The organism is Sporosarcina sp. ANT_H38 (assembly GCF_008369195.1).
Classification (GTDB): Bacteria; Bacillota; Bacilli; order Bacillales_A; family Planococcaceae; genus Sporosarcina.
In genome coordinates, this window is record NZ_VOBC01000005.1 from 46,751 (window position 1) to 73,600 (window position 26,850).

Annotated in this window: 25 protein-coding genes; 17 read left to right on the top strand and 8 right to left on the bottom strand. The window is 38.0% G+C overall.

Annotation, left to right across the window (positions count from 1 at the left end):
- Positions 1 to 226 precede the first annotated feature (226 nt).
- Positions 227 to 1,519, bottom strand: coding sequence for a helix-turn-helix domain-containing protein (locus FQ087_RS20245; protein WP_149582408.1), 1,293 nt, complete (start codon positions 1,517 to 1,519; stop codon positions 227 to 229).
- Between the two features lie 210 nt (positions 1,520 to 1,729).
- On the opposite strand from FQ087_RS20245, the gene FQ087_RS20250 reads away from it, so the two are divergent.
- The 6 genes from FQ087_RS20250 (at position 1,730) to qoxD (ending at position 8,949) form a co-directional block, all read left to right on the top strand.
- Complete coding sequence (locus FQ087_RS20250; protein ID WP_149582409.1) at positions 1,730 to 2,971, top strand: MFS transporter; 1,242 nt, start codon at positions 1,730 to 1,732, stop codon at positions 2,969 to 2,971.
- A gap of 72 nt (positions 2,972 to 3,043) precedes the next feature.
- On the top strand, positions 3,044 to 4,456 hold the full coding sequence (locus FQ087_RS20255) for a M20 family metallopeptidase (RefSeq protein WP_149582410.1): 1,413 nt from the start codon (positions 3,044 to 3,046) through the stop codon (positions 4,454 to 4,456).
- A 665-nt stretch (positions 4,457 to 5,121) separates the two neighbouring features.
- Entirely contained in the window at positions 5,122 to 6,054 is a 933-nt protein-coding gene (gene qoxA, locus FQ087_RS20260; RefSeq protein ID WP_149582411.1) for a cytochrome aa3 quinol oxidase subunit II, read from the top strand.
- A 69-nt stretch (positions 6,055 to 6,123) separates the two neighbouring features.
- A complete protein-coding gene (qoxB, locus tag FQ087_RS20265) occupies positions 6,124 to 8,082 on the top strand; it encodes a cytochrome aa3 quinol oxidase subunit I (protein WP_149582412.1) in 1,959 nt (652 codons plus the stop codon).
- Positions 8,069 to 8,665, top strand: coding sequence for a cytochrome aa3 quinol oxidase subunit III (gene qoxC, locus FQ087_RS20270; RefSeq protein WP_149582413.1), 597 nt, complete (start codon positions 8,069 to 8,071; stop codon positions 8,663 to 8,665). The genes qoxB and qoxC overlap by 14 nt, the downstream gene beginning before the upstream one ends.
- A gap of 2 nt (positions 8,666 to 8,667) precedes the next feature.
- The gene (gene qoxD, locus FQ087_RS20275) at positions 8,668 to 8,949 is read left to right on the top strand and encodes a cytochrome aa3 quinol oxidase subunit IV (protein WP_149582414.1); all 282 of its coding nucleotides are present in this window, start codon (positions 8,668 to 8,670) and stop codon (positions 8,947 to 8,949) included.
- 47 nt (positions 8,950 to 8,996) lie between these two features.
- Here the strand turns inward: qoxD and FQ087_RS20280 are convergent, their stop codons facing one another.
- Both FQ087_RS20280 and FQ087_RS23395 read right to left on the bottom strand, forming a co-directional pair.
- Positions 8,997 to 9,230 (bottom strand): DUF2207 domain-containing protein, encoded by a 234-nt coding sequence (locus FQ087_RS20280; protein WP_149582415.1) that lies wholly within the window; start codon positions 9,228 to 9,230, stop codon positions 8,997 to 8,999.
- Positions 9,231 to 9,386: 156 nt separating this feature from the next.
- Positions 9,387 to 9,659, bottom strand: coding sequence for a phospholipase (locus FQ087_RS23395; protein WP_149582416.1), 273 nt, complete (start codon positions 9,657 to 9,659; stop codon positions 9,387 to 9,389).
- Positions 9,660 to 9,912: 253 nt separating this feature from the next.
- On the opposite strand from FQ087_RS23395, the gene FQ087_RS20290 reads away from it, so the two are divergent.
- On the top strand, positions 9,913 to 10,239 hold the full coding sequence (locus FQ087_RS20290) for a YnfA family protein (protein WP_149582417.1): 327 nt from the start codon (positions 9,913 to 9,915) through the stop codon (positions 10,237 to 10,239).
- A 106-nt stretch (positions 10,240 to 10,345) separates the two neighbouring features.
- Here FQ087_RS20290 and FQ087_RS20295 read toward each other — a convergent pair whose 3' ends face one another.
- Positions 10,346 to 12,001: an ABC transporter substrate-binding protein gene (locus tag FQ087_RS20295; RefSeq protein WP_149582418.1), complete on the bottom strand. Its 1,656-nt coding sequence runs from the start codon at positions 11,999 to 12,001 to the stop codon at positions 10,346 to 10,348.
- A gap of 99 nt (positions 12,002 to 12,100) precedes the next feature.
- On the opposite strand from FQ087_RS20295, the gene FQ087_RS20300 reads away from it, so the two are divergent.
- The 7 genes from FQ087_RS20300 (at position 12,101) to FQ087_RS20330 (ending at position 18,826) form a co-directional block, all read left to right on the top strand.
- The gene (locus FQ087_RS20300; RefSeq protein WP_149582419.1) at positions 12,101 to 13,324 is read left to right on the top strand and encodes an MDR family MFS transporter; all 1,224 of its coding nucleotides are present in this window, start codon (positions 12,101 to 12,103) and stop codon (positions 13,322 to 13,324) included.
- Positions 13,325 to 13,760: 436 nt separating this feature from the next.
- Positions 13,761 to 14,759 carry an ABC transporter substrate-binding protein gene (locus tag FQ087_RS20305; RefSeq protein ID WP_149582420.1) on the top strand — a complete coding sequence of 333 codons (999 nt, stop codon included), beginning with the start codon at positions 13,761 to 13,763 and terminating at the stop codon, positions 14,757 to 14,759.
- A gap of 18 nt (positions 14,760 to 14,777) precedes the next feature.
- Entirely contained in the window at positions 14,778 to 15,764 is a 987-nt protein-coding gene (locus tag FQ087_RS20310) for a FecCD family ABC transporter permease (RefSeq protein WP_188006838.1), read from the top strand.
- Position 15,765: 1 nt separating this feature from the next.
- Positions 15,766 to 16,545, top strand: coding sequence for an ABC transporter ATP-binding protein (locus FQ087_RS20315; protein WP_149582422.1), 780 nt, complete (start codon positions 15,766 to 15,768; stop codon positions 16,543 to 16,545).
- Positions 16,546 to 16,568: 23 nt separating this feature from the next.
- A complete protein-coding gene (locus tag FQ087_RS20320; protein WP_149582423.1) occupies positions 16,569 to 17,081 on the top strand; it encodes a heme iron utilization protein in 513 nt (170 codons plus the stop codon).
- Between the two features lie 26 nt (positions 17,082 to 17,107).
- Entirely contained in the window at positions 17,108 to 17,536 is a 429-nt protein-coding gene (locus tag FQ087_RS20325) for a DinB family protein (protein ID WP_149582424.1), read from the top strand.
- Positions 17,537 to 18,067: 531 nt separating this feature from the next.
- Positions 18,068 to 18,826 carry an IclR family transcriptional regulator gene (locus tag FQ087_RS20330; RefSeq protein ID WP_149582425.1) on the top strand — a complete coding sequence of 253 codons (759 nt, stop codon included), beginning with the start codon at positions 18,068 to 18,070 and terminating at the stop codon, positions 18,824 to 18,826.
- Positions 18,827 to 18,936: 110 nt separating this feature from the next.
- On the opposite strand, the gene FQ087_RS20335 is transcribed toward FQ087_RS20330, so the two are convergent.
- Positions 18,937 to 19,929: a 5-oxoprolinase subunit C family protein gene (locus FQ087_RS20335; RefSeq protein ID WP_149582426.1), complete on the bottom strand. Its 993-nt coding sequence runs from the start codon at positions 19,927 to 19,929 to the stop codon at positions 18,937 to 18,939.
- Positions 19,926 to 20,672, bottom strand: coding sequence for a 5-oxoprolinase subunit PxpB (gene pxpB, locus FQ087_RS20340; RefSeq protein ID WP_149582427.1), 747 nt, complete (start codon positions 20,670 to 20,672; stop codon positions 19,926 to 19,928). Before pxpB ends, FQ087_RS20335 begins: the two co-directional genes overlap by 4 nt.
- Before the next feature lie 270 nt (positions 20,673 to 20,942).
- Between pxpB and FQ087_RS20345 the strand changes: the two genes are divergently transcribed.
- The 3 genes from FQ087_RS20345 to FQ087_RS20355 all read left to right on the top strand — a co-directional run bounded on the left by FQ087_RS20345 (position 20,943) and on the right by FQ087_RS20355 (position 23,981).
- The gene (locus tag FQ087_RS20345) at positions 20,943 to 21,704 is read left to right on the top strand and encodes a LamB/YcsF family protein (RefSeq protein WP_149582428.1); all 762 of its coding nucleotides are present in this window, start codon (positions 20,943 to 20,945) and stop codon (positions 21,702 to 21,704) included.
- 16 nt (positions 21,705 to 21,720) lie between these two features.
- Positions 21,721 to 22,941, top strand: coding sequence for an NRAMP family divalent metal transporter (locus FQ087_RS20350; protein WP_149582429.1), 1,221 nt, complete (start codon positions 21,721 to 21,723; stop codon positions 22,939 to 22,941).
- A gap of 248 nt (positions 22,942 to 23,189) precedes the next feature.
- Positions 23,190 to 23,981, top strand: coding sequence for a putative hydro-lyase (locus tag FQ087_RS20355; protein ID WP_149582430.1), 792 nt, complete (start codon positions 23,190 to 23,192; stop codon positions 23,979 to 23,981).
- A gap of 947 nt (positions 23,982 to 24,928) precedes the next feature.
- On the opposite strand, the gene FQ087_RS20360 is transcribed toward FQ087_RS20355, so the two are convergent.
- Entirely contained in the window at positions 24,929 to 25,666 is a 738-nt protein-coding gene (locus FQ087_RS20360) for a DUF2935 domain-containing protein (RefSeq protein ID WP_149582431.1), read from the bottom strand.
- A 165-nt stretch (positions 25,667 to 25,831) separates the two neighbouring features.
- Positions 25,832 to 26,755 carry a S66 peptidase family protein gene (locus tag FQ087_RS20365; RefSeq protein ID WP_149582432.1) on the bottom strand — a complete coding sequence of 308 codons (924 nt, stop codon included), beginning with the start codon at positions 26,753 to 26,755 and terminating at the stop codon, positions 25,832 to 25,834.
- Between the last annotated feature and the right edge of the window lie 95 nt (positions 26,756 to 26,850).

Sequence of the window (26,850 nt, forward strand, 5' to 3'; positions counted from 1 at the left end):
TTCATGAATGTTATTCACGCTGTCTACAATACACACGTGGAGTGTGTGGTGTAGCTAAAATATGAAGGGTAAGAATAAGTCCTATCTCCTTTTTATCCTATTCGTTAGTGAAAAGATGATTTAGCTTGGATTTATACTTTCATGACCTTAAAATTATTTCACGGACACTGCAATATAGAGAAAAAATCGCCCATAATTGAATTTATGGGCGATTTTTTTGGTTCCATTATAATAATAGTTTGTAAATTTTTCTTGGGCGACCTGTCGCACGTGGACTTTCTTCTGCTACAACAAGAGCTAGCCCGTTAACCTCTAACTCATTCAATATACGTCGAGCACTACGCGGTGTTATTTGCATATATTGTGCAAGTTCGCTGGCACTTATTTCTTCTTTTAAACGCTTTTTTATAATCGATTTCAATTTATGAAGCGTTGCTACGCTGAGGGATGTCTTTTCTCTAATTGATTGAATTTCGTCTGATATATAGGAATACGTAAGTTGTTCTTCCTTACCGAGTGGTCCTGTAATGGTTTTATCATCAAAGCAAACTGCCCAGGATCCTTTTCCCCACTCTCTGCTTTGTAATAATGCGTTCCACGCATTGATTTCAGCTTCGTGTGCTGAATGACCAATTCCTATTCCGCAAGTCTTCGCTTCTTCCTTCAATCCTTTAAATGAATCAATCTGTGCTATACGTGTGAAGTTATGGGTAACATCTTGTAAAAATCCTCTTGTTGAAAATATTACATAGCGGCCTGGACCAATTGTAAGAATGGATCCGTGAACTTTTTTAGTATATGTACGTAATTTTTTTGTGAATTCAAGTTCAATTTCATGAAGCTTATCAGTTGTAAATGCTGTATTTGACAGGCCTGTAAAAGCCGCATCATATTCAATAATTTGTACAGCAATCTGTGCCTTTTTAAATTGAAGCATTTCATACATTCTCCGAATTTCATGTACGACAGAATCCACAGAATTCGAAGTCGGGAATAGTCGATAGGCAGATATGCCAAGTTGTTGTAGTTGTTCTTGGATTGGATGACCTGTAATTGCTGCTTTCGTAAAGCCTCTTTTGTAGCAACGATAATGAAAGTCAATTAACTGCTGTAATTCTATAGTTTCTGATTCGACATATTGTATTGATTCGTTAATGCCAGTTTCGTGTAGCACTTGTTTAAGTTCAACATGAGAGATTGCGTCATAGCTTATTTCATTCACTTTCACCTGATGTTGATGTGAAAGTTGCAGGAGTAAGCTGTATATAGCAGAGCCATGGAATGGGATGTGGAAAATTGGTTCACATATTTTACCCCATTTTTGAACAATTTCATATGTAATTGGACCAGTACAAAGCCACATTGTTATATCAGACTTACTTGGTAAAACATGTTTATTTAAGTCTTCCTCTGTTAAGCACTCTATTGGAATGCAGGTTATATCATTGTATTTCTTCAAATATTTTTGAACTACTTCAATTGAATCACTTGGACCAAGTAAACCCAGTATTATACTCAAATGACGCTCGCTCCTTCCCTAAAATAGTATAACAGAAATTGGGTATTAGAATCCCGCTGAAAAAACTCTTTACAGAATATTATGTCATGCATTAATATTATGAAGTAGTTATGGTTGAGTCCTAAATTAGACCTAAAGTTAAATTAAAGAAGGGGATATTTTTTATTGGGTGCGTGAATTTTCTTTAGAGATGAATTATGGGGGATAACAATGGAGAAATTACAAATGAGCAATGGAAAACGGCATTTCATCTTTTCATTACTATTTTTAGGATGGATTGTTGATTCTTTGACGTTATTTGGTATGAATATTGCAATCATACCAATTAGTGAGGAATTGCACTTAACCAAAACACAGAGTGGTATGGTGATTAGTAGCTTTTGGTTAAGTAGTGCGTGCATGACCCTTCTTGCAGGGTGGTTTTCAGATAAGTTTGGTTCGAGAAAAGTTATCGTAATTGCATTATTCATTATATCCCTATTTTCATTGTTGACAGGTATGGTTGGATCATTTGTTTCGATTTTAGCTGTGCGATTTATTCTTGGATTAGGTGATGGGGGCTTGCCTACAGGCAGTGGTGTAGCTATTACAGAAATTTATAAAAAAGGAGTTCGTGCTAGAGCGAAGTCAATTCTACTTGCTGCTCAGTTATTAGGTGGAGTCCTCGCTTTATACGTTACTGCTGTAATTGCCGATACTTGGGGCTGGCGCGTTATGTTTTATATTATTGGTGGTTTTGGTCTAGTTGTGACTCTATTACTAAGTATTTATTACCATCCACCAAAAGTGGCAAAAACGACACGAGATGGTCGCAATATTATGAGGACATCTATGAAAGACTTATATAAAAATAAAATGCTATGGGTTGTTGTCATCATGTATTTTGGTTCTAGTATTGCACAATGGGGCTTTTCTTCATGGATGCCATCTTACTTAGAGAGTTCACGTAGTTTGAATTTGAAGGAAGTAGGTTCTATTGCAATGATTCCACAAGCATTTGGATTAGCGTCTGCTATTTTAACGGGCTATTTAATTGATAAATGGCTAGTAGGAAAAGAGAAGTTTCTCATCTTGTTTGGTACAATTATTGCGAGTATTTGCTTGTTATTAATGTATAATGCACCTTCAATTGAAATGGTTATTGTTTATCAAAGTATTTTCTCTATAGGATCAGCATTGTTAAGTATGACTATTTTAACTATACCGTTAAAATATGTTTCGGAAAATATTGTCGGTACTTTTATGGGGACAATGTATTTTGTTGGTGGGTTAGCAGGATTTGTTGCCCCAATAGCAATGGGTGCCTTGATTGATATGTTTGGAGGATCGTTTTACGCTGCGTTCATCTTCCTAGCTGTGGCATTAATCATAACGAGTATTTGTTCCTTATTGTTTAAAGTTCCGAAAGATAATGATGGTGTTTTTGAAAGCGCTTCATCTGAAGTTGTTTAAGTCATATTCATTTCGAATCATTTTATAGCTATATGGTAAATTACTTTACAAATCTTATAAGAGGTGAAGGATATGGATTTTCGTCAACGATTATCAGAAATAATAGAAGAAAAGCGTCAAAAGCTTATTCAAGTAAGTGATGAAATTTGGAGTTATGCAGAAGTTGGTTTTCAAGAGGACAAATCTGCCCAATTGTTATGTGAAACATTAGAAGAAGAAGGATTTTCTGTTGAGAAAGGCGTGGGAAATATTAAAACTGCTTTCATTGGAAGTTATGGAAGTGGAAAACCCATTATAGCGTTTTTAGGGGAGTTTGACGCACTTTCAGGATTAAGTCAGTCAGGTGGCGAAACACAACATAATCCTGTGGAAAAGAACGGAAATGGACATGGCTGTGGACATAATTTACTCGGAACGGGCTCTCTTGCTGCTGCTTTGGCACTTCGTTATTACATGGAAGAAAATAATATCGAAGGAACGGTTCGTTATTATGGTTGCCCCGGTGAAGAAATTGGCGGCGGTAAGACTTTCATGGTTAGAGAGGGATTGTTTGATGACGTAGATGTGGCATTAACATGGCATCCTGGAACAAGGAATAGTGTAACCTCCATGTCTACACTTGCATGTTACGAAGTGTACTTTAAATTCAAAGGAAAAAGCGCTCACGCATCGGCAAGCCCACATTTGGGAAGAAGTGCACTTGATGCAGTTGAACTCATGAACGTTGGAGTGAACTATTTACGTGAACATATCATTCCAGAAGCAAGAGTGCACTATGCGGTGACGAATTCAGGCGGCATTTCGCCAAATGTTGTTCAAGCCGAAGCGGAAGTATTGTATTTTGTAAGAGCACCTCGTGTATCTCAAACAGAAGAAGTGTATCAACGTATCTGTGACATTGCTAGAGGTGCAGCATTAATGACAGGAACTGAAGTGGAAATTGACTTTGGATCAGCTCTTTCTGATGTAATACCAAATATAACGTTAGAGAGAATGATGCATGATAACTTCATTGCATTAGGTGTACCGCAACATAACGACGATGAATTACAATTTGCAGAAAAAATTCGTAAAACACTTTCGGAAGCGGATAAAAACTTTGAAGTGAAAACGAATAAAGATTTAGAGGGTAAAGCTCTATCAGACCTTATTGATCCGTTTATTCCCGCAAGTGGTATCATGCCAGGTTCAACAGACGTTGGAGATGTAAGTTGGGTAGTGCCAACAGCACAGTGTATGACTGCATGTGAATCACTTGGAACGGCTTTGCATACTTGGCAGGTTGTTGCGACTGGAACAACCTCTATTGCACATAAAGGGATGTTGCATGCTGGTAAAGTGATGGCAGCTACGGCAATGGAAGTACTTAATAGGCCAGATATTATTGAAAAAGCAAAAGCAGAGCTAGTTGAACGTCGTAACGGTGAACAGTATGTATCTCCGCTACCAAAAGAAATGAAGGAATATACAGTTCGTATTTATTAAAACATGGCTTGATTTTCCTGAAAGGCTTAAGGTACTGGGTTAAAAACAATCTCGAATTGTTTTTTTACCCAGTACCTTTTTTGTCATCGATTATTCGTCACATAAAAAATCTCATTAAATTTTGCTTAATCTTTAAGGGTAGATGTTGAAAATTATTATTTGTGGATATCTCAGTTGATTTATCAGGCGAAAATGTCAGGCGTCAAATCGGATTTTAATCATTTTTGGTGTCTGGCATGTTTTTTGTTTGTGAAGAAAAAGATATTTTCTTTCTAGAAAGTGTCTTTTAGTTTTGTATTGAGGAATTGATTTTTAATGTAGCTGATTCTTGCATGGGTTTTAATAATATTATTTACTACAGAATTTATAAGGTGTGGAACCCCTTAATTAATAAGGGTTGCATACGTTTTTTTTTAGTAATCAGTCTTTATGGACCTTAAAATAAATATTTTTTTAATTATTTTTATATAAAGGTAAATTATTACTAATGGACGTTTTGTGACGTGATTCCTCACTTTTCAATGAAGTTTTTGTGAACTGCGTATCAGACAATTGTTTTTAGTATTTTATTATAATAAGATGTATCCTGTGTTGTGTTAGCTAGTAATTAATTAACTGTACATTATTCTACTAAAGCTTATAGAACAAAAGAAAGGGGTACTTCCATGAAAATGAAATGGACTTTTTTAACTTTGGTTATCAGTATTCTCGCAGTGTTAGCCGGCTGTGAACCAGTAATGGTTATGGATCCTAAAGGACCTCAAGCTGAATCGATTACCGATGTCATTTGGATATCAATTGCGACAATGGCGTTAGTTGTGATTGTGGTTTTCGGCATGTTGGCATTCATAGTGATAAAATATCGTGCTTCGAAACAAAGCGCAGACTATGAACCCCCCCATATCGAAGGTAATTGGTTAGTTGAAGTAATTATTGTAGGGATTCCGGTTCTAATTATTATTTTCCTTTCAATTATCTCTGTCAAATCGACTTATGAAGTTGAGGCGACGCCGAAAGGGTATGAAGATCAAAAACCGTTGATTGTTTATGCATCTTCCTCTGACTGGAAATGGCATTTTAGTTATCCGGAAGAAAATATCGAAACGGTTAACTATTTGTATATCCCAACAGATCGGGCGTTGGAATTTAGACTTTACTCATACGGACCTATTACGAGTTTCTGGATTCCGCAACTGGGCGGACAAAAATATGCCATGTCGGACATGGTGAACACGCTACATTTGGCGGCCAGCGAACCAGGGGAATACATGGGTAGAAATGCAAACTTCAGCGGTAAAGGATTCGCTGAAAATATATTCGAAGTAGAAGCGATGCCTTCATCAGAGTTTGATGAATGGGTAGAAGAAGTGCAAACGACTGCTGATCTTCTTACTGAAGAAAAATTTGACGAGTTATTAAAACCAGGTCACCTAGGTCGTTTGACATTTAAAGGAACTCATTTGGAGTTTTCACCGGCACCTGAAGGAGAAAATGGCGGACATCAACATGGATCAAGTTCTTCCGAAGATAAAATAGAAAGCAATGATTCTGATGAAGCTAATGAAGAATCAGAATCAGAATCAGAACACCAACATTAAAGTTACCAAAAATCATAACTACTAACTTTAGATATCGAGTATTATTATTTCGAAAGGAGTCAAAAATATATGGAATATTTTGATAGATTCGCCGTTCCACATCCAAGTCCTGCGATTTATGCATCAATGGTGGCCATTGGCCTTACCGTGATTGCGATTCTCATTGGATTAACATATTTCAAAAAATGGGGTTATTTATGGCGTGAATGGTTAACAACCGTAGACCATAAAAAAATCGGTATTATGTACCTCGTTGCAGCTTTACTTATGCTATTCCGCGGTGGGGTAGACGCACTTATGATGCGGGCGCAAACGGCTGTACCTGATAACGTGCTGCTAGATGGTCAGCATTATAATGAGGTTTTCACCACCCACGGGGTTGTTATGATCATCTTTATGGCGATGCCATTTATTTATGCTTTTATGAACTTCATTGTTCCTCTACAAATTGGAGCGCGCGATGTAGCATTCCCTCGTTTGAATGCTCTTAGTTTCTGGTTATTCTTTATGGGGGCTATGTTATTCAACATTTCATTCGTAGTTGGCGGCTCTCCTGATGCAGGCTGGACTTCTTATTTCCCGCTTGCTGGAAACGACTTCAGTCAATCTGTAGGGACTAATTATTATTTGATCGCTATTCAGATTGCCGGTATTGGTACATTAATATCGGGCATTAACTTCACGACTACGATCATGAGAATGAGATCAAAGGGAATGTCGTTGATGAAAATGCCAATGTTTACGTGGACTGCTTTAATCACGAATGTGATTGTCGTCTTCGCATTCCCTGTATTAACAGTTACACTTCTGTTGGGAACAATGGATCGACTATTCGGCGCAAACTTCTTTACGATGACGAATGGCGGAATGGATATGCTCTGGGCGAACCTGTTCTGGGTTTGGGGACATCCGGAAGTTTATATCTTGGTTTTACCGGCATTCGGTATCTATAGTGAGATTATTGCTACATTCTCTCGTCGAAACCTTTATGGGTATAAATCAATGGTCGGTTCTATCGTGATCATATCGTTTCTCTCATTCTTGGTTTGGACACACCATTTCTTTACGATGGGACAAGGAGCACTAACTAATAGTATTTTCTCGGTTACGACAATGGCGATTGCTGTTCCAACCGGGATTAAGATATTCAACTGGCTGCTGACGATGCGGAAAGGGAAAATTGTATTTACTGTACCTATGCTATATACAATAGGTTTCATTCCGATTTTCACAATCGGCGGGGTGACCGGGGTTATGCTTGGTATGGCTAGTGCCGACTATCAATACCATAATACGATGTTCTTGGTCGCGCATTTCCACTACACAATTATTCCTGGAGTTGTCTTTGCGATGATAGCCGGTCTCACGTACTGGTGGCCTAAAATGTTCGGCTTCATGCTAAGTGAAAAAATCGGGAAATGGTCATTCTGGCTTATCGCTATAGGCTTTAATGCAACGTTCTTCCCGATGTTCTTTACTGGTTTAGATGGACAAGCACGCCGGATGTACACGTACTCTGAATCGACTGGTTATGGACCGCTTAATCTGCTGTCCTTTGCTGGAGCACTTGTACTCGCTATCGGCTTTGCTTTAATTATCTATAACGTCTACCACAGCATTCGTTATGCATCAAGAGATATCAGTTCAGATCCATGGGATGCACGTACGCTTGAATGGGCTACACACACACCGGTGCCATCGTATAACTTTGCGAAGACACCACAAGTTAATTCAATTGAAGCGTTCTGGGATCATAAGAAAACAGGGCAACCAATGTTCAAAGATAAAATTGAGAAGATTCATATGCCGAATAACAGCGGCATGCCGTTTATCATGAGTAGTATTTTCTTCGTATGGGGCTTCTCGCTAATATTTAGCATGTGGCTTCCTGCAATTCTTACGACAATTGCAATCCTTGCGTGTTTGGCTCACCGTTCATTCGAGAAAGACCACGGGTATTACATTTCAGTTGAAGAAGTAGAAGAAACAGAAAAAGAATGCGAGGTGAGAACTGATGAAAATAGATAACTCGCTTCCACTTGAATATAGTACAGAACAGAATAAATTGAATATTTTAGGTTTCTGGATTTTCATTGGAGCCGAAGTAATGCTGTTTGCAACTCTTTTTGCAACCTATTTCATTCTAGAAAATCGAACGGGTAACGGACCTTCAGGGGCAGAGATTTTTGAAATCACTCCAGTGCTCATTGAAACGATTTTACTGTTAACAAGTAGTTTTATGATCGGTCTTGGCGTTCATGCAATGCGTCTCGGTAGAAAAACTGCCATGATGAGATTCTTTGCGATTACATTACTTCTAGGTCTGGCATTTGTAGGTGTGGAAATTTATGAGTTTATGCATTACGTCCATGTCGGAGCAGGCCTTCAAACAAGTGCATTCACAGCGGCCCTATTAACAACATTAGGGACGCATGGGGCTCACGTTACAATCGGTTTATTCTGGGGATTGATCATCATCCTACAAGTGAAAAAGCGTGGTTTGACGCCTGAGACAGCCAATAAGTCATTTATCTTTTCTCTGTATTGGCATTTCTTAGATGTAGTCTGGATCTTTATCTTCAGCTTCATCTACTTGAAAGGATTGATGTAAACATGAGCGAATTATTCCCGCGCAAACAAGTAATGGGCTTTGTCTTTTCGTTGGTTCTTACTGCAGCAGCATTGACTGTTTATTTCTTAGACCTGTCATTTGCAGTGGGGATGACAATTCTATTAGTCACAGCGTTCGTACAAGCAGCAGTTCAACTCGTTGTCTTTATGCATGCTGGTGAAACTGAGGATAAAAAGTCAATTTACGTAAACATCTATTTTGCAGTTGCATTAGCTCTAATCACTATTTTTGGTTCATTATTAATATTGGTTTGGGATATGTAACAGAACGAATACAAAGGAGCGCCTATAATGGCGCTCCTTTATTTATTTTACTGAACGATTCGTATACCTTTATCGGTTTTTTCCTGCATTTCTTCTGTCGCTACAAAGAAAACACCCATTAGGAATATAAAAACAGCGCTCATAATTGTACCAATGCCGATACCTGTTATTGCACTGTAATCGCTTACAAAAAAGCCATACAAGAAAATAGAGATTCCGATTGTAAGTACTGTGAGCCCAACATACTTAACGGTGTTCAATATTTTGGATTTAGCTTCCATCTCCTAAAAACTCCTTTTTATTTTATTATTTACTATGTTCACAAAATTGTCAAATTTATTTTTGGTTTTCCCTTTGTTAACCACTCTTTGGGAGATTCTAAAAAAGGTTAGGATTCCATTACCTATCAACTTCATCATAAGACTTCCTACAGTCTACTATCTATAAAAGTTGCAGGTGAAGAATGACTGTAACTTCATATAGTTATAAAGAAGACGGGCATGCCTTCCTTTTCGTGTATTTTGATTTATTATAGGATGTAGACGATGAAGAAAATCTAGGTCACATTCACATGGATTTTCACCCTTACGATAACAATCATCATGTGCTTTACAAGCAGCATCTACATCATTTATAGGAGCACCTGGTCCGCACCAATTATAGCCTGGCAAAATACAAAAACGGAAATTTGAATTTCTTCCCCGTGGCAATATAAAAACCTCCCTTTGATGCCTTAACTATTACTTCATCTAGCTTATTCAGGGGTGCAAAATATTGTATAAGCTGTTACCTATCAGTTTCATAATTAATTTATCTAAGTCGAAGTATTGAATACGGTGTACAAATTGAGTGTAGGCATCCCCTAGAGCCGGAGCGTATTCGTAGGGAACCTTTACTTTAACTCTCTCTATAAATACATAAATCAGAACCTACATATTTAAATAATTGAAAGGATGATTTTTTGTGATAACAGTAATACTGCTATTTTTATTTGCCGGCCTGGCTGAAATTGGGGGAGGATATCTCATTTGGCAGTGGTTAAGGGAAGGAAAGTCAGCATATTTGGGTCTTATCGGAGGACTTGTCTTAGCTTTGTACGGTGTGATTGCTACTTTCCAACACTTCCCGACCTTTGGCAGGGTGTATGCTGCTTATGGAGGGGTATTCATTGTACTATCTGTTCTTTGGGGATGGGGAGTCGATAAAAAGATGCCTGATACATACGATTGGATTGGTGCTTTAATTTGTATAATTGGTGTGTCTGTTATGTTATGGGCACCGAGAAGTTGATGTATAGTGAAAAAGCGCCTGGCATCCAAACGATTCTAAAAACGTTAGGATGCCAGGCGCTTTTTGTTCGTTTGTATCTATTTTTCAGGAGGAACTGCTTATAAATCTAAGTGGGTTCAATATTAGGTTGCACCCATAGCTTAGAAAAATCAACATAACCAAAATGCTTAATATTGATATTCATCAGATCTGCTGAGAATGGGATTTGACGTTTAGCGTAATACAACGGGATCATTATGGAGTTTTCAAGTAGTGCTTTTTCCACCTTCAAATTTAATGATGACCAATCATCAAAGGGGGTAAGTGCATAGTCAGTTAGATAACGACTTAATGTTTTATCAATTTTCATGATAGTAGCTAAGGGCGAGTATCCATTTTTAAGGAAATGAAAAAATGAAAAGTTTTGATTCAAATCAAATATTTCTCCGTGAATAAAAAGGTCGACATGCAGGTTATCTGTGTCATCGTAAATAGTATCCATAAAAGAAACCCATTTTACTTCGATAGGTATACCCTCTTTTTCTAATACATCTTTTATCCACATGGTTGTTTTCTCAGTGTAATTAACTATTTTTAAAATAAGTGGAACTGAAAAATCTGGACGTTTCACTTCCTGTGTAACATAAGTTTGACTTTGTCCGATCAGGCAACCTTGATGATTTGGCAAAATGCGGGCATCACTTTTACTAATTTCATGACGATGTTTTGCGATTACATAATGTACATAATCGCGAATTTCCTTTCGCCGAATCGGCGTATTTCGAAACGAATTCATAATGACGACGCCAAAGCCAGAATCACTTTCTACCTGAAATGTGGGCCGATCTTTTGTCTGTGTTGATGAACTATAAACTACTTCGAAATTATGTGGTACTTGCACAAATTCTACTAAATCTAATAGAGGTCTTTCACCAAAGTAGTCCTTAAAAGCGACTAAAGTTGTTTTCAAATCATTGTTATCTTGGACATAAAAACAGCCTGTACCAAATATATCACCATTATTTTCTTTATAAATACTAGCATTCATCGTTCCGAGCATGTGTAAACAATAGCTACATCTACTTGGAAAACAAATGTCAATCACTAACGGAGCTGGCACACTAATGCTTTTTACAGGCGCCCACAAATCTTGAAATTGCGGGTAACTACGTAGCTTGTTTAAGCAAATGACCACATCTTCTGCAGTTAATATAGAGCCATCATGGAACCTAATATCTTTTTTTAGATAGAACCTAATTTTAGTTGGAGTTATATCCCAACTATGTGCAAGTTCGGGTAAGACAATGCCTTTTTCATCAACTGCAACCAGTCGATTGAAGATATTCGCAACCAAGTTTGCACTATTTACATCGGCAGCTTTTAAAGGATGTATCGTCAAAAATGGGTATTTTCTTCGAACAACAAGCTTGTCATTTGTGGTTTGTAGGTACCCAAACTTTGAATGAAACGTATTCATTAATCGCTGTTTACAATCCGTTGACCAGTCTAATAATAAATACTTACTACTCAGTTCAACAGGCTCCTCATCAATCAACTTCGTGACATGCTCTTCAAAAACAGCCTCTACATTTTTTAACCACAGAAGCGTTGATACGTTGCCCCTGCCAAGTCCAGAATTAAATGTCAGCCATCCTTCAGTTGACCATTTTTGGATGTATCGCGCAGTCTGCTTAGTACTTAAACTAAGTACATCTGCTAGCTTTTTTTGTTTGATATTTCCTGATGGAACTGAGCTCCATAATGTTAATAAGTGTTTATCCACCATGTTCTCCTTTTGAAAAGTGGACATATATTTCAAATTTGTCCATTTTTACTTATTATTGTCTAGTTTAATATATAAAAGACAGAGGAGGTTTACAACATGATTTGGAAATACTATCCACGTAATATTAAAGTTCGTTTACTGACATCTTTTTTTAATCGTGCTGTATCATCAGCGATCATGCCATTTATGGCCTTATTTTTCGCACAGGAAATAAATAAAGTATGGGCGGGTATATTTTTATTATTTACTGTTGTCGTCAGTTTTTTTGTGAATTTAATCGGTGGTTATATTTCAGATCGATTTCCACGTAAAAGAGTATTAGTACTAACTTCATTTGCAAGTGCATGTATGTTTTTGATTATGACAGTCAGCTTATACCCTAAAGAGAATGTGATTTGGCTATTTGCAATTGCTTACATTGCTTACATAGTTACAAGCAGTCTTGGACGACCTGCAATGCATGCGATTATTATGGATTCGACCACACCGGATAATCGAAAAGCCGTTTATGCACTCGATTATTGGCTTGTGAATTTGTCTATGGCAATTGGCGCTGCCCTTGGTGGCTTGTTATATTTGAATCACCAAATCGAGCTATTCGCATTACTTACAATTACTTCGATAATCTTACCGATTGCTTATAAAATTTGGCTCATTGATGAGCAGACTAGTCAATTTAGAAAACAACACCATAATGTTTTTTTGGATTTAATTCAAAACTATAAAATCGCTTTCCGGGATATTCCGTTTGTCAAAGTTGTACTTGGCTCGATGTTTATTTTTTCGGCAGAATTTTCTTTAAATAGTTATATTGGTGTTCGTCTAGCGGAAACATTTGAATCCATACATATTGGCGGATTTGAAGTCGCTGGCGTACGTATGTTAAGCATCCTTAATATTGAAAACATGCTACTTGTTGTATGCTTTACGTTTATGATCAATAAGTTCACCGATCGTTTCAGCAAGCAAAAAGTAATACTGATTGGACTTATTATATATGGTATTGGTTATGTCACTGTCATGTCAGCAAACACATGGTATATTTTGATGTTGTTTAATTTGATCGCTACGCTTGGTGAACTAATCTATTCACCTGTTCGTAATGCAGAACAAGCGAATATGATTCCAGTAGACAAACGGGGTTCTTATTCGGCTTTTTCAAACATTTCATTTAGCGGGGCAGATTTAATCGCTCGTTCGACTATTATCATAGGTGCTTATTTAATACCTACAATGATGTCCGTTTATATTGGAATTATTTTGATGATAGGTATCTTCCTCGTGTATACTGGGTTATTTATAAGAAGGCCCGTTAAATAGTGTAGAGTACTAGTGAACTTGCGCAAAAACTATCTAATGACAAGGTGATGATTTCAAAGAAGTATTTGCTGCTAAAGGACAAGGCGTGATTTATGTAGGTTACATGGGTCATGCAAATATCGATACGATTTTGAAAGACGTGGAAGATAAACTAGACTTCATTGAGAATTAAGTGAGAGATATTTTGAATGTAAACCGAAAACCTCTAATAAATATCTTTATCCTCTAGACTCATCGTTGTTTCGGTGGGTTTTTTATTGGAAAAATAAAGGGATTATCGGTATACCTTGGTCATTAATCAGAAGAATAAAAAACTAATTGACAAGGTTAACTGATAACGGTTATCATTATGCTTGTGAGATTGAAAATCATTATCAATTAAACTTGAGAATATTGATGGTGACACTATAAGCATACATATACGGAGGGGTACATTTTGAAGAAATTCCACTTAATTTTACTAACCGCAGCTCTAGCTTTACTAACTGCATGCACGTCCGATTCAAAAGATACTACTAAAAAAGAGGACGTATCGAATTCCGAAAGTAACGCAACGGAGAAGGATGAAAAAGCTGACGACGTTTATAGCTTGGAGAACGACGGTGTAGATGAAAAAGCGTTAACTGAAGCGATTAGTCAATTTCCTACGGAGGTGCCGGAGCGCGTAATAACTACGTCGGTACCATTAACAGAGATGCTACATTTGCTCGGAGTTACTCCAGTTGGTGTACCAACCTCTACAAATCCTATACCAACAGACTTTGAAAAGATTCAGCGAGTAGGCTCACCTATGCAGCCAGATCTTGAAGTCTTAACTGATTTAAAACCAGATTTGATTCTTGGTGCGGAATCACTTCGAAGCACGTTGGATAAGAGTTTAGAAGGCATAGATTTAAAAACAGGTTACTTACCAACAGATTCATTAGATGATCTAAAACTTAGCTTTAAAGCGTTAGGAACTTATTTCAATAAAACGGATGAAATGAACACAGTACTGAGCGGTCTATTGGATAAGGAAAATGAATTGGCAGCACAAGGTAAAGGGAAGGAAATGCCAAGTGTCATGTTGATGATAGGAGCTTCGGATTCGTTCATGGTGATGAGTGAGGGTTCTTATCTAGGAAGTTTAGTGAACAAATTAGGTGCGGATAATATTGCGACTTCCGTACTGAAAGTGACTGATACGTATTCCCCTATTAATATGGAGGACGTCGTGGCAGCAGACCCGGACATCATTCTTGTGTTGGCGTCAGGTGATCATGGTGCATCGGAAGAAATGTTCAAGAAAGAAGTGGAAAGCAATACAACTTGGACCAAACTTTCTGCTTATAAAAACGATAAAATTCAAATTCTAGATTACAATATCTTTGGCGTAACTTCAATCAGTAATGCAGAGCAAGCATTGACGCAAATCGCAACTTATTTTTATGAATAAAAGAGGGGCTAGCTAGTGATGAATAAACCTCGAAGTGGGGCAATTGTACTCTTTACTTTTTCACTAACAATTCTTGCAGCTGTGATTGCCATTGGTTTAGGCAGTGTAACAATCCCGGTTCCAGAAATAATAAAAACGCTATTTAGCGCAACGTCTACAGCGGTTCACGATACCATCATATGGGATATTCGTTTGCCGCGTGTGTTATTGGCGATGATTATTGGTGCGAACATTGCAATTTCGGGTGCGTTATTGCAAGCCGTTATGGGTAACCCACTTGCAGATCCGGGCTTAACGGGTGTGACAAGTGGAGCAGCGTTTTTTGTACTCATAATTATGCTCGCGGCACCAGAGTATACGCAATTCATTCCAATAGCTGCTTTTGTAGGTGGTCTTCTTGCGGCAACCATTGTCTATGCCTTAGCGTGGAGACGCAATGGAATATCACCGATTACTATTATTTTGTCAGGTGTCGCAGTAAATGCGTTGTGTGGCGGTGGAATTGGTTATTTGTCAATCATCTATAGTGATCGACTTCCTTCTGCTGTCCAATGGTTGAACGGCAGTCTGGCTGCTAAAGGCAATAACGCCTTGTTTATGGTATTCCCATATGCAATTGTTGGTTGGATTTTGTCAATCTTCGCAATACGTAAGGCAAACATCATTCGAATGGGTGATCAGGTCGCATCGAATCTTGGTGAGAATGTGAACCGAATTCGAATATTATTGTCCATATTAGCTGTATTTTTAGCGGCTATATCCGTAGCAGCTATAGGAATGATTGGATTTGTTGGTCTAGTAGTACCACATATGGCTCGATTGCTAGTAGGTTCAAATTATAAGTATTTATTGCCAATGAGTATGGCACTTGGAGCGCTTGTATTAATGCTTGCGGATACTGGTGGACGAACATTGTTTTCCCCACTGGAAATACCGGCAGGCATACTGATGGCAGTCATAGGTGGACCTTATTTTCTATATTTGATGAGAAAGGGGAAATTCTAATATGTTTACTGTTGATTCCATTTCAATTCGGTATGAACAGAAGAATGCAATTAGCAACTTTTCTTTCGCTGTCAAACAGGGTGAGGTTATGTCTATCATTGGGCCGAATGGTTCAGGGAAATCGACATTGCTGAAAGCAGTTGCGCGGCACATTCCTTATCACGAAGGTTCGGTGCAATTTGAAGGCATAAATTTGAAGTCAATGAACGCCAAACAAGTAGCACGTAATATGTGCATGCTTAGTCAGAAAAACCAAGCGCCGAGTGATATGACTGTTATTGATCTGGTTTCCTATGGTAGGTATCCCCATAAAAAGTGGTTTGAGAAATTAAATAATGATGACATGGAAATCGTCCATTGGGCGCTTGAGAGAACACATATAACAGCCTATAAGGATCGAACGGTCGCTTCTTTGTCAGGCGGTGAATCTCAGCGTGCATGGATAGCTATGGCACTTGCACAACGTCCTAAAGTATTATTGTTAGATGAACCAACAACTTATTTAGATATCTCACATCAGCATGAGGTACTGGAGCTTGTTCGCGAACTTAATCGTGATATGGGCATGACGGTTGTAATGGTGTTACATGATCTCAATCAAGCTTCTTCTTATAGCGATAACATCGTTGTTGTGAAAGCTGGTGAGAAAGTGATGAGCGGAACACCGAACCAGGTGATGACGCCAGATATGATTCGGCAAGTTTATCGAATGGATTCGGAAATTGATTATCTTTCAACTGAGAAGAAACCGCGCATACATTTGTTAAGTACTGCTAGATAGTAAATTAGTAAATGGAGGAATTAATGTTGAAAAAGCCTGTGGATTTAGAAAAGAACAAGGAAAAGTATTTGCAGTTTGTGGCGAGCCGAAAAAATCTGATTTTGAATTTACTAGATGACAATGGCAAACCATTCAGCAGTTATGCACCTTTCGTTAAGAAAGACGGTAAGTTGTACATATATATTAGCCAAATTGCGGAGCATTATAACTTTATGGAGAAAAGTGAATACGTTGACGCGTTTCTTATTGCAGATGAATCGGCAACGGTTAATAAATTTGCAACGGAACGAGTGCGTTGGAGCTGTATACCGAACAATATTGGCAATGAAGGACATGATGAAATCTTTGAACTATTTAATACCGAACATGGCGCTAAAATGATGGATGTCTTGCGCGGGTTGGATTTCTCACTTTTCGAATTGACTCCTCTTCAGGGACGTTACGTAGTTGGTTTTGGGATGGCATTCGATATAGATATCGATGCGAATGTATTTAATCATGTTGTTGTAGACAAGAAGAAGGACGCTGAAGCGTAAAATTAAAGCGAAGGAGGTATGCTCAAATGACATATTCTACTGTGTTACCAATCTGGAATGCAATTCGGGAACGGTTTCTTAAAACTGCAGAGGCATTGCCGGAACAAGACTTAAGTTTGCAACTAGGGAAATCAACAGTTGCGTCTTTGCTTCATCACACCGCGGAAGTGGAGTTTATGTTCGCTGAATGGTTTTTCGGGAGAAATATGCCAGGGGAGAAAGAGAAGCCTTCATTTACGAATTTAGAGGAGCTTGTCAAGTTGCTACGGGCATCGAATGAGCATCTCATTGAAGCGATGAAAGAACTACCTGAGGAAGATTGGCATAAAAGCATGGAATCACCAATTGGTGCATCTACACCTTTGGAAGCTGTAGGAAGATTGATGTACCATACAGGTATTCATGCGGGACAAATTTCACTCATTCAGAAAAACGGGAAAAATCAATCTGAATAATGAATGTAGCAAAAAAAAGCGAAGATCTCATCTTCGCTTTTTTTGTATTTTCATATCCCAATGAACGTTGTAGATTGGTTTATTCGGATATTTGATATGTAAAAATAAAATCATAGAATCATGCCCCGCCAGCTAAATTATAGAGAAGACGAGCGTGTCTTCCTTTATGTGTATCAATTTACTCTAGGGCGAAGACAACGAAGAATTTCATGGTCACATTCACAACATTATGCTAGCTGTCTTTTGGGGATTTGGAGTCGATATAGTGCAGTTGGTAACATAACATATGATTGGATTGTAGTTTTAATTTGCATAATTGGTGCGTCTATTATGTTATGGTCGCTTCGAAATCGAGGGAGACTAACTAATTACAACCCGTAATCATTCGTTAGTTTTATTGCAATTTTTGGTGTATAGTTAAATAGATTAACGGCTATAGCGTACAGTCAAAAGTTAATCTGAAAAAGTAAACACTGGAGTTCTGGTATAGCTCCAACTATTTTAGAACTGGGCATCCCATAAGGAGAAAATATGGACATTAAAAATAAAACAGTCGTACGTTCGATGGAGATAGTAAACTTATTTATTGACCATACAGAGTTATCATTTCAAGAAATTATTGATTTCTCGGGTATTCCGAAGACTTCCGTTTATCGAATGCTAATGTCTTTAGAAGAAATGGGATTTCTAGAGAAGGGGATTGATTCGAAATACCGGTTAGGGCTCTTATTTCTCAAATTCGGCCATTTGGTTTCTTCAAGGATTGATATACGGCAAATTGCCTACCCTATTATGGAGAACTTACATAATGATGTGAAGGAAGCAATCAATTTAATTATAAAACAAGGTGATGAAGCGATTTATATCGAAAAAATTGATAGAAACCAAAAAGTTCGCTTATATACCGCAATTGGTAGAAGAAGTCCATTATACGCTGGTGCTTGTTCTCGGGTTATTTTATCATATTTACCGGAACCAGAAATTACTACTTATATGGAATCTATCGAATTAAAACCATTTGCGATGGGAACAATCACCGATAAGAAACATCTCAATGACACGATTAGACAGGCTAAAAAGGACGGTTATACGATTAGTAATTCTGAATTAGAGAATCATACCTCAGCCATCGCTGCACCAATCTTCGATTATAAAGGAAACGTAGTTGCCGGACTCAGTATTGCTGGGATTGAAGCGAATTATCAATATGACAACATTCCTATCTTTGCAGCAAAAGTAATAGAAGCAGCTGAAGAAATATCTCAACGGTTAGGCTATGTGAAGAAATGAAAAACATCCTCTACTTACCTGTCAATCAGGCGTAAATAGAGGATGTTTTTGTTTAAGTAAATTTGCTTTACAGTAACTCACGTTTATTAACATATAATCATGTCATCAGATTAGTATATTCTTTTATAGTGAATGGCCATTTTTATTTCATCTATTATTTTTTCTTTCTTTAATAACTCCATAATTGCTTCTTCATGAGTTACTTCCTTGAACTGAATTGTTGAAGTTGGTTGCAACTGGGCTAAACTTGGCAAATCGGCGGAAATAATTTGACCTATTTTTGGATAGCCACCTGTTGTTTGACGGTCTGCCATTAAAATGATTGGCTGTCCATTTGGCGGTACTTGAATAGTTCCGTATGTGACACTTTCGGATAGTAATTCAAATGGCTCAGATAGTGCAAGAGTATTACCTTCCAAACGATACCCCATCCGGTCGGCTTGAGTTGTTATTGTATATGGTTCATTAAAAAGTGTTTGCTGACTTTTACTATCGAATCGATTGAACTCAGTGCCTTTTAGAACGCGAATCGTTTGAGATGATTTTAAATTGATGAGTGCGCTGTAGTTAACTGCCCATGTAAAATGGCCATTCAAGTTTTCTAATTGTTGGACGAGCGAATGATTGAGGTCATTTAATTTTCCACATTCAAATGTATCCTCTTTTTGCAAAGCCCTACCTTGAAAGCCACCAATTCCTGCACGAAGATATGTACTTTTACTTTCCATAACCTTTGGAGTAGAGATACCTCCAGCAAAGGCTAAGTATGCTCTACACCCTTTTATTGCGGATTTAAATTTTAATATGGAGCCCTTGCGTATGAGTATGGGACGCCACATCGGAGCATTTTCCCCGTTGATGGTAGTAAGTAAATCTCCACCGGTGATGGCGATTAACGAATCTTTTTCGAAATAAAGGGTTGTCCCAAATAATGTGATTTCGAGAGCTCCTTCACCTTCATCATTTCCGACTAGCAAATTAGCTACTCTCAGCGAATAGCTGTCCATCGCACCGCTAACAATAACTCCATATTTTTGAGAGCCATATCTACCTAAGTCTTGAATTGTTGTCAAAAGACCTGGATGAAGTACTTTCACGGTCATAGTTTCATCCCCTTATAGTGGTCATATTCTTTAGGAGAAATTGGTGCAAAACGAATTTTGTCTCCAGCCTGTAATAATGTCGGTGGAGAGATAGTGGGAAGAAATAAATCGAGTGGGGTACGGCCAATAATTTGCCATCCTCCGGGTGTTTCCAGTGAGTATACGCCTGTTTGCTTTCCAGCGATGCCAACGGATCCTGGGGCTATGACTAGCCGAGGTGTTTCTTTTCGTGGCGTTGCGATTTGTTCATTTAGTCCCCCCATAAATGGAAATCCAGGAGCAAATCCAATCATATAGACTAAATAATCATTTTCGGAATGTATTTGAATGACTTCATCTATAGATAGGTCATGATACTTCGCAACATACTCTAAGTCGGGGCCGAACTTACCTCCGTATAAAACTGGAATTGTAACAACTCTTTCATTGTGAAACTTGTTAGTCCCGATCTGTTTAACCAATTCGCCCATGAAATCGCTAACTTTTTGGAAGGGGGTTAATGGAGTATAATGTGTTTGCCTATTTATTTGTAATCGGTGTACGACAATCGGGTTGTAATAGACAGTTAGATTATTGTAGGCAGGTACCGACTCAATAAATCCTTCAAATGGATGATCATTCAATAACGTTGACAGATTGCTCACCAGTTCATGAATAGATGGACTAATTCCTTCACCGAGTTGGACAATTAGTGCAGAATCTCCTAAAGGTTTTATGGTCGCTCTTAAGTTACGGTTGCTCATTCCAACAGCTCCTATTGTTTCGATTTACGGTATCCGAGTTCTTAAATATGGATTATATTAATAATTATAGTTGTCAAAATACAAAAAACAAGCCCATAAAACTAAAAAAAAATACTATTTTTTATTATGGGAACAGTTATAAAAAACACCTATTCAGATAAAATGTTTTGTGATAGAATTAATTTAGTTTCAAAACTACAGTTCCTAAATTCGGAACTGCGTTGTTTGTAAGCGCTTACGAATACTGTTTTTTCACTTGGAGGGAAGAGAATGTTTCGAGTCGATTTGAATTGTGATTTAGGGGAAAGTTTTGGACGATATAAGCTCGGTGAACAGCGAGAAATATTGAAATACATAACATCAGCGAATATCGCGTGTGGGTTTCATGCTGGCGATCCAAGCGTAATGAGAGAAACAGTTAAACTTGCAATAGAAAATGGTGTGAAAGTTGGGGCACACCCTGGCTTACCTGACTTGAATGGATTTGGCCGTCGGGAAATGACAATCACTCCTCAAGAAGGATACGATATGGTTGTTTATCAAATCGGTGCTTTACAAGGATTTTTAACGACATTCAATGAGACAATGCAACACGTAAAACCCCATGGTGCATTATACAATATGTCAGCCAAGGATACGTTGCTGGCCGAAGCAATTGCTCAAGCGGTATATGATATCTCACCTTCATTAGTGCTATTTGGACTTGCTGGCAGTGAATTGACGAAAGCGGGGGAAAGGATTGGCTTGCGTACAGCCCATGAAGTGTTTGCTGATCGAACCTATCAATCGGATGGGACATTAACTTCGCGTTCACAATCTGATGCTTTAATAACAAATCAGGAACAGGCTGTTGCCCAAGTAGTGAAAATGGTGACGGAAGGAAAAGTCATTTCTCAGCAAAATACGGAAGTTTACTTAAAAGCGGATACGATTTGCATTCATGGAGATGGTGAACATGCCCTTGATTTTGCGAAATATAGTAAAGAAACGTTGGGAAATAACAACATATTGACCTCGTCAATTATCGAATAGAGTAGGAGGTTGTGAAATGACAAAGTTAAAAACAGAAACAGTGAAAATTAAACAAAAAGCTTCTTGGAGTGTTTTACTTGGTGCGGCTTTCTTAATGGCAACATCAGCAATCGGTCCTGGCTTTTTAACGCAAACAACCGTATTTACGCAAGAATTAGCAGCAAGCTTTGCATTTGTTATTTTAATTTCATTAGTTATAGATGTATTTGCTCAATTAAACGTATGGAGAATCATTACTGTATCAGGTCTGCGTGGCCAAGAGATTGCAAACAAAGTTTTACCTGGACTAGGTGTATTTTTAGCAATTCTCATTGTAATAGGTGGACTTGCATTTAATATTGGAAACGTCGCAGGTGCAGGCCTTGGATTAAATGCAATGGTTGGAATAGATCCGGTAACAGGTGCGATAATTAGTGCTGCATTTGCTATCTTTATTTTCCTGATTAAAGAAGCTGGTAAAGCGATGGACAAAATTGCTCAACTTGCCGGTTTTGTTATGATTATCTTAATGATCTATGTTGCATTCATTACTTCACCACCTGTTGGAGAAGCTATAGTGAATACATTTAAACCAGAACAAATTAGTATATTTGCCATTGTTACACTAGTAGGTGGAACAGTTGGGGGGTACATTACATTTGCTGGTGGTCATCGTCTGTTAGATGCGGGTATAAAAGGAGTCGAATCAATACCTGAAGTGACTAAAAGTGCAGTAATAGGTATTGCAGTTACAGGTATTATGCGTATCGCCTTATTTTTAGCGGTACTTGGAGTAGTGTCTAAAGGACTTGCAATTGATCCGTCGAATCCTTCAGCTTCAGTATTTCAACTTGCTGCTGGGAATATTGGATATAGAATGTTTGGTGTAATTATGTGGGCGGCTGCCATTACGTCAGTAGTTGGTGCAGCGTATACTTCTGTTTCATTTATCCGTTCATTCAGTCCGGTGATAGAAAAGTATCATAACTGGATTATTATCTTATTTATTTTAGTCTCAACTTTAACGTTTGCATTCATTGGACGACCTGTTAATGTTTTATTAATAGTTGGGGCTCTAAATGCTCTTATCTTACCAATAGCATTAGGAACGTTATTAATAGCTGCTAATAGGAAAGATATTATGGGGAATTATAAACATCCATTATGGTTAACGATCACTGGTGTACTCGTAGTCTGCATAATGAGTTATTTAGGCGTCATGACGCTGATAGAACAACTCCCATTATTATTTAAATAAATCAATTTGATAACTACTTATTCAATATGTAAAGACAAACACTTTTTAAGTATAGTAGTTTATTGTTCGTACATGATTTGACTACCCGTTAATGGTAGTACAAGGCGGCGACTTGGCAACCTAAGTTCGCCGTGCCCGCGGAAGCGTCCATCTGAAGCGGAAATCAACATTGTTCGTTTTTCTCGTTTAATAACCTTATTATGAAATTGATTCAAATAATAAAACCTTTTATGAAGGAGAGATTACATATGAAAAACTATGAAAAAATGGCTCCGAATATAATAAGGGAACTTATTCGCAAACAAGAAATTACAGGTCCAACAGCCGGGATGTCTAAGGGGTTTACACAAGCAAATTTAGTTATTTTAAAGAAAGAGCATGCCTTTGATTTTTTGCTGTTTTGCCAACGAAATCCGAAGTCTTGTCCTTTGTTAGACGTGACTGAACCAGGCTCATTCATTCCTAGTAAAATCGCTAATGAAGCTGATATACGTAAGGATATCCCAAGATATCGTATCTACAGAGATGGTGTGAATACAGAAGAAGTAATGGATATAACGGAGTACTGGGAAGATGATATGGTCGGCTTCCTACTAGGTTGTAGCTTTACATTCGAAACACCATTGCTGGAAAGTGGGATCCCGATTCGGCATATCGAAGAAAAATGTAATGTCCCAATGTACAAAACCAATATTCAGTGTGAAAAAGCAGGTGTATTTGAAGGGCCAACTGTTGTAAGCATGCGTCCGATGTCGCATGAAGATGCCATTCGAGCGATTCAAATTACCTCACGCTTTCCCGCTGTACATGGAGCGCCGGTCCATATCGGAGATCCAAGCCAAATTGGTATTGCGGATATTTCTAAGCCTGATTTCGGTGATTCGGTAACAATAAAAGAGGGTGAAATCCCGGTGTTCTGGGCTTGCGGTGTAACACCTCAAGCAGTAGCCATGCAAAGCAAACCATCGATAATGATTACGCATGCTCCAGGCTGTATGTTCATTAGTGATATAAGGGACGAAAAGTATAGTATTTTATAAACTTTTACAAGGAAAAAAATCTTGATTACAAGCCTAAAATGAAGATCCTTAGAGCCTTTGGGCTAATGGATGACTATTAATAAAAATATAACGACCCCCTCCTACATTGAGATTATAGGAGGGGGTCGTTGAATTCTAATTAGTTTTTAGATGGAGTGGTGACAATTCTGTTGAGTAACCATTTATTTGCATGAAATACTGGTGAGAAGGGCTGATAACCTCCATTTTTACTGGACTATTTTCTGACTGCTTTCGGCTAACTATTCATGACAGATCTAAGGAGGAATTGCAATTCATTCCTCCCCAGAGGGGGTTCTAGCTACACTTTTAGGGAGGAATTGTAGTTCATTCCTCCTTAGTAATCCTGTTGTGAATAGTTGCCTGTCGCGTTCCTACAATGTTCAAGTGAAAAATACAGTTATGTTTGAAAGAAACGAATAGATGACTTTCTATAGAGAGTGTAAGTGCCCGAAGTTGCAATTTCGGGCACTCTTGTACATTGTAAAATGTGTTCCTTGCTTATTTTTAGCAAAGAGTATGCATCTAATCATGTGATACCTATTAGAAAGTGACACTTCTTTAAAATAAATAAGTATAAACCATAGAGAAAGCATTAGCCGCCAAAATTGCATCTTTGGCGGCTTTTCTCCCGGTAAGAAGCCAGCTATTCATTCGTCCCAATAAGCTTTAGCACTATGTGTACTTAAGCATTTGGAGAGCGACGGGTGAAGGACTACCATACGATTACAGAAAAAAGTGTGTAGGGATGCGACAAAGTCGCATCCCTACACATCCAGACATCTCGGTAATCGTACTAGAAGTCATTTAATCCTAAGCGGTCCCAATGCGCAACTATACAAGTGCGGCGGGGGATCAAGTTATTTACTGGTTAATTTTGGTGATCGACAGACGTGTAGTGGTAAGTATCTTTTATATATAATAACGCATTATGCTTTTTGAGCTACAAGATGTTCATCGAAAGCATCAATAATTTGCAGGAAGTGATCAGCTTCACGGTAGACGTGGTCAGCAAGAAGAGCAGGTATATTGCTCTTTATTTTGCATGCTTCAATTAAATCTCTTGCAGTCTTCTTAAAATCGCGTAACGATACAACAGAAACTCTATTTTGGTCAAGAAAATGTTCTAAAAGCGGTTGAGTTTCTGACTGAGGACGCATATGATCCAAATCTTGTGCTTGGAAAAGTAGTTGGTCGAAATCATGGCTAAAATCACGCGCTTGATCGACAAGTTTTCTTTCGGAAGGATCTAATAGATGGCTGATGAATTTTGAGTGATCCGCCATTATTTTTAAGAAAAATACATTCTCTTTAATGATTGCCTCAGGTAAAGGTATCAACTTACCTTCATTTAATTCCTTCAATCGCTTAGCAAAATAAGCCGCCTCTCGGCTCGTGTGGTCAACTAATAATGGAATATTATTGGACACAATTTGACATCGTAATATCAATCCAAGCACTTTTCGTTTATAAGCCCAAATAGAAGCCGTCGCCTGATACACTTGAATGTTTAGTTGTCTAATTACATTTGGATCTGTGGTTGCGTTGTAGTTGCTGATTTGTTCTTCAATCCGTTCAAATACTACAATAAATTGCTGTGCTTCTCGAATAAGTTCGGTATCATTTGCAGTAAATCCGAGACTTAAAAAGAAAGCGTGTTCCTTCATAATCCGTGCCCAAAATCGGATTTCGTCCAATGATTGAGTTACAAATGTCGGAATCGCATATTCACTCCTCTTAAAGTATTGACCTTATCTACTCTATTCGGAGCAGGATGAATCCATGCTGTTTCTACTTTAAATAGTAATAGTTTAGGATTAAGACACATGTTATTAGGGGCTAACAACAGGTTCCATCACAGTTAAAGTCCGGTTATATGTGTTCATATTCAAGGTTGCGCCAATAGGTATTGTTGCTTTGTATGTACCATGTGCAGTTGCTAGATTGGACATGAGTGGTTTACCCAAAGGAACTAGAAAATCGTTAATAAGATCTTGATAGGATTTTCCATATGCATCCACACAATTCGTACATTCACCCATTATTATCCCTATACAATCATCGAATTTCTTGGCCATTAAAAGATGATTCAAATACCTGTAAACAGTGTTAATCGGTTCATGCGTTTCTTCGAGTACGATAATTTTACCCACCGTATTTATTTCAAATGATGTTCCTAATGTACCTATGAAAGATGTAATATTACCTCCGATAACGGGGCCAGTTACATTTCCGGGAACTATGCTTTCTAGGGACATTCCAGGAGGATTATTAATTTCCCAAGGTGCTGTTAACGTAGTGGCTGCTGAGAAGAATTGATTGAAGTTATAGGAAGGAGTATTTGGATTGAAATCTATAAGGAGAAGGCTATGAAAAGTAATTAGGTTTGCATATTCGTAAAGTACATTCAGCAGTACCGTAATGTCACTGTATCCTGAAACTATTTTTGGGTTTTGTCGGATAATTGAAAAGTCGAGAAAGGGAAGAATACTTGCTACGCCAACTCCACCTCGCGAAGGTAATATCCATTTCACTTCTTTATTCAAAAACATTTTCATCAAATCCGATGCCATTTGTTGAGGTGTCGCTGCAAGGAACCCATTCGATGAATAGACATGCTCTCCTACAATCACTTTAAATCCCCTATTTCTTAAAGTGGTTATCCCTTCGTTTATTCTGCTTGCTGCCAACGGACTACCTAATGTAACAATTCCAACAGTATCGCCTGGCTGCAATCGAGGTGGCTTTATAGCCATTTTATACATACAGCTCCCTTTTATAGTTAATATAATCATGAGAATCATTGAATCCTGTACTTACTGCTACCACAATTCAAAGGGATCATATTGTA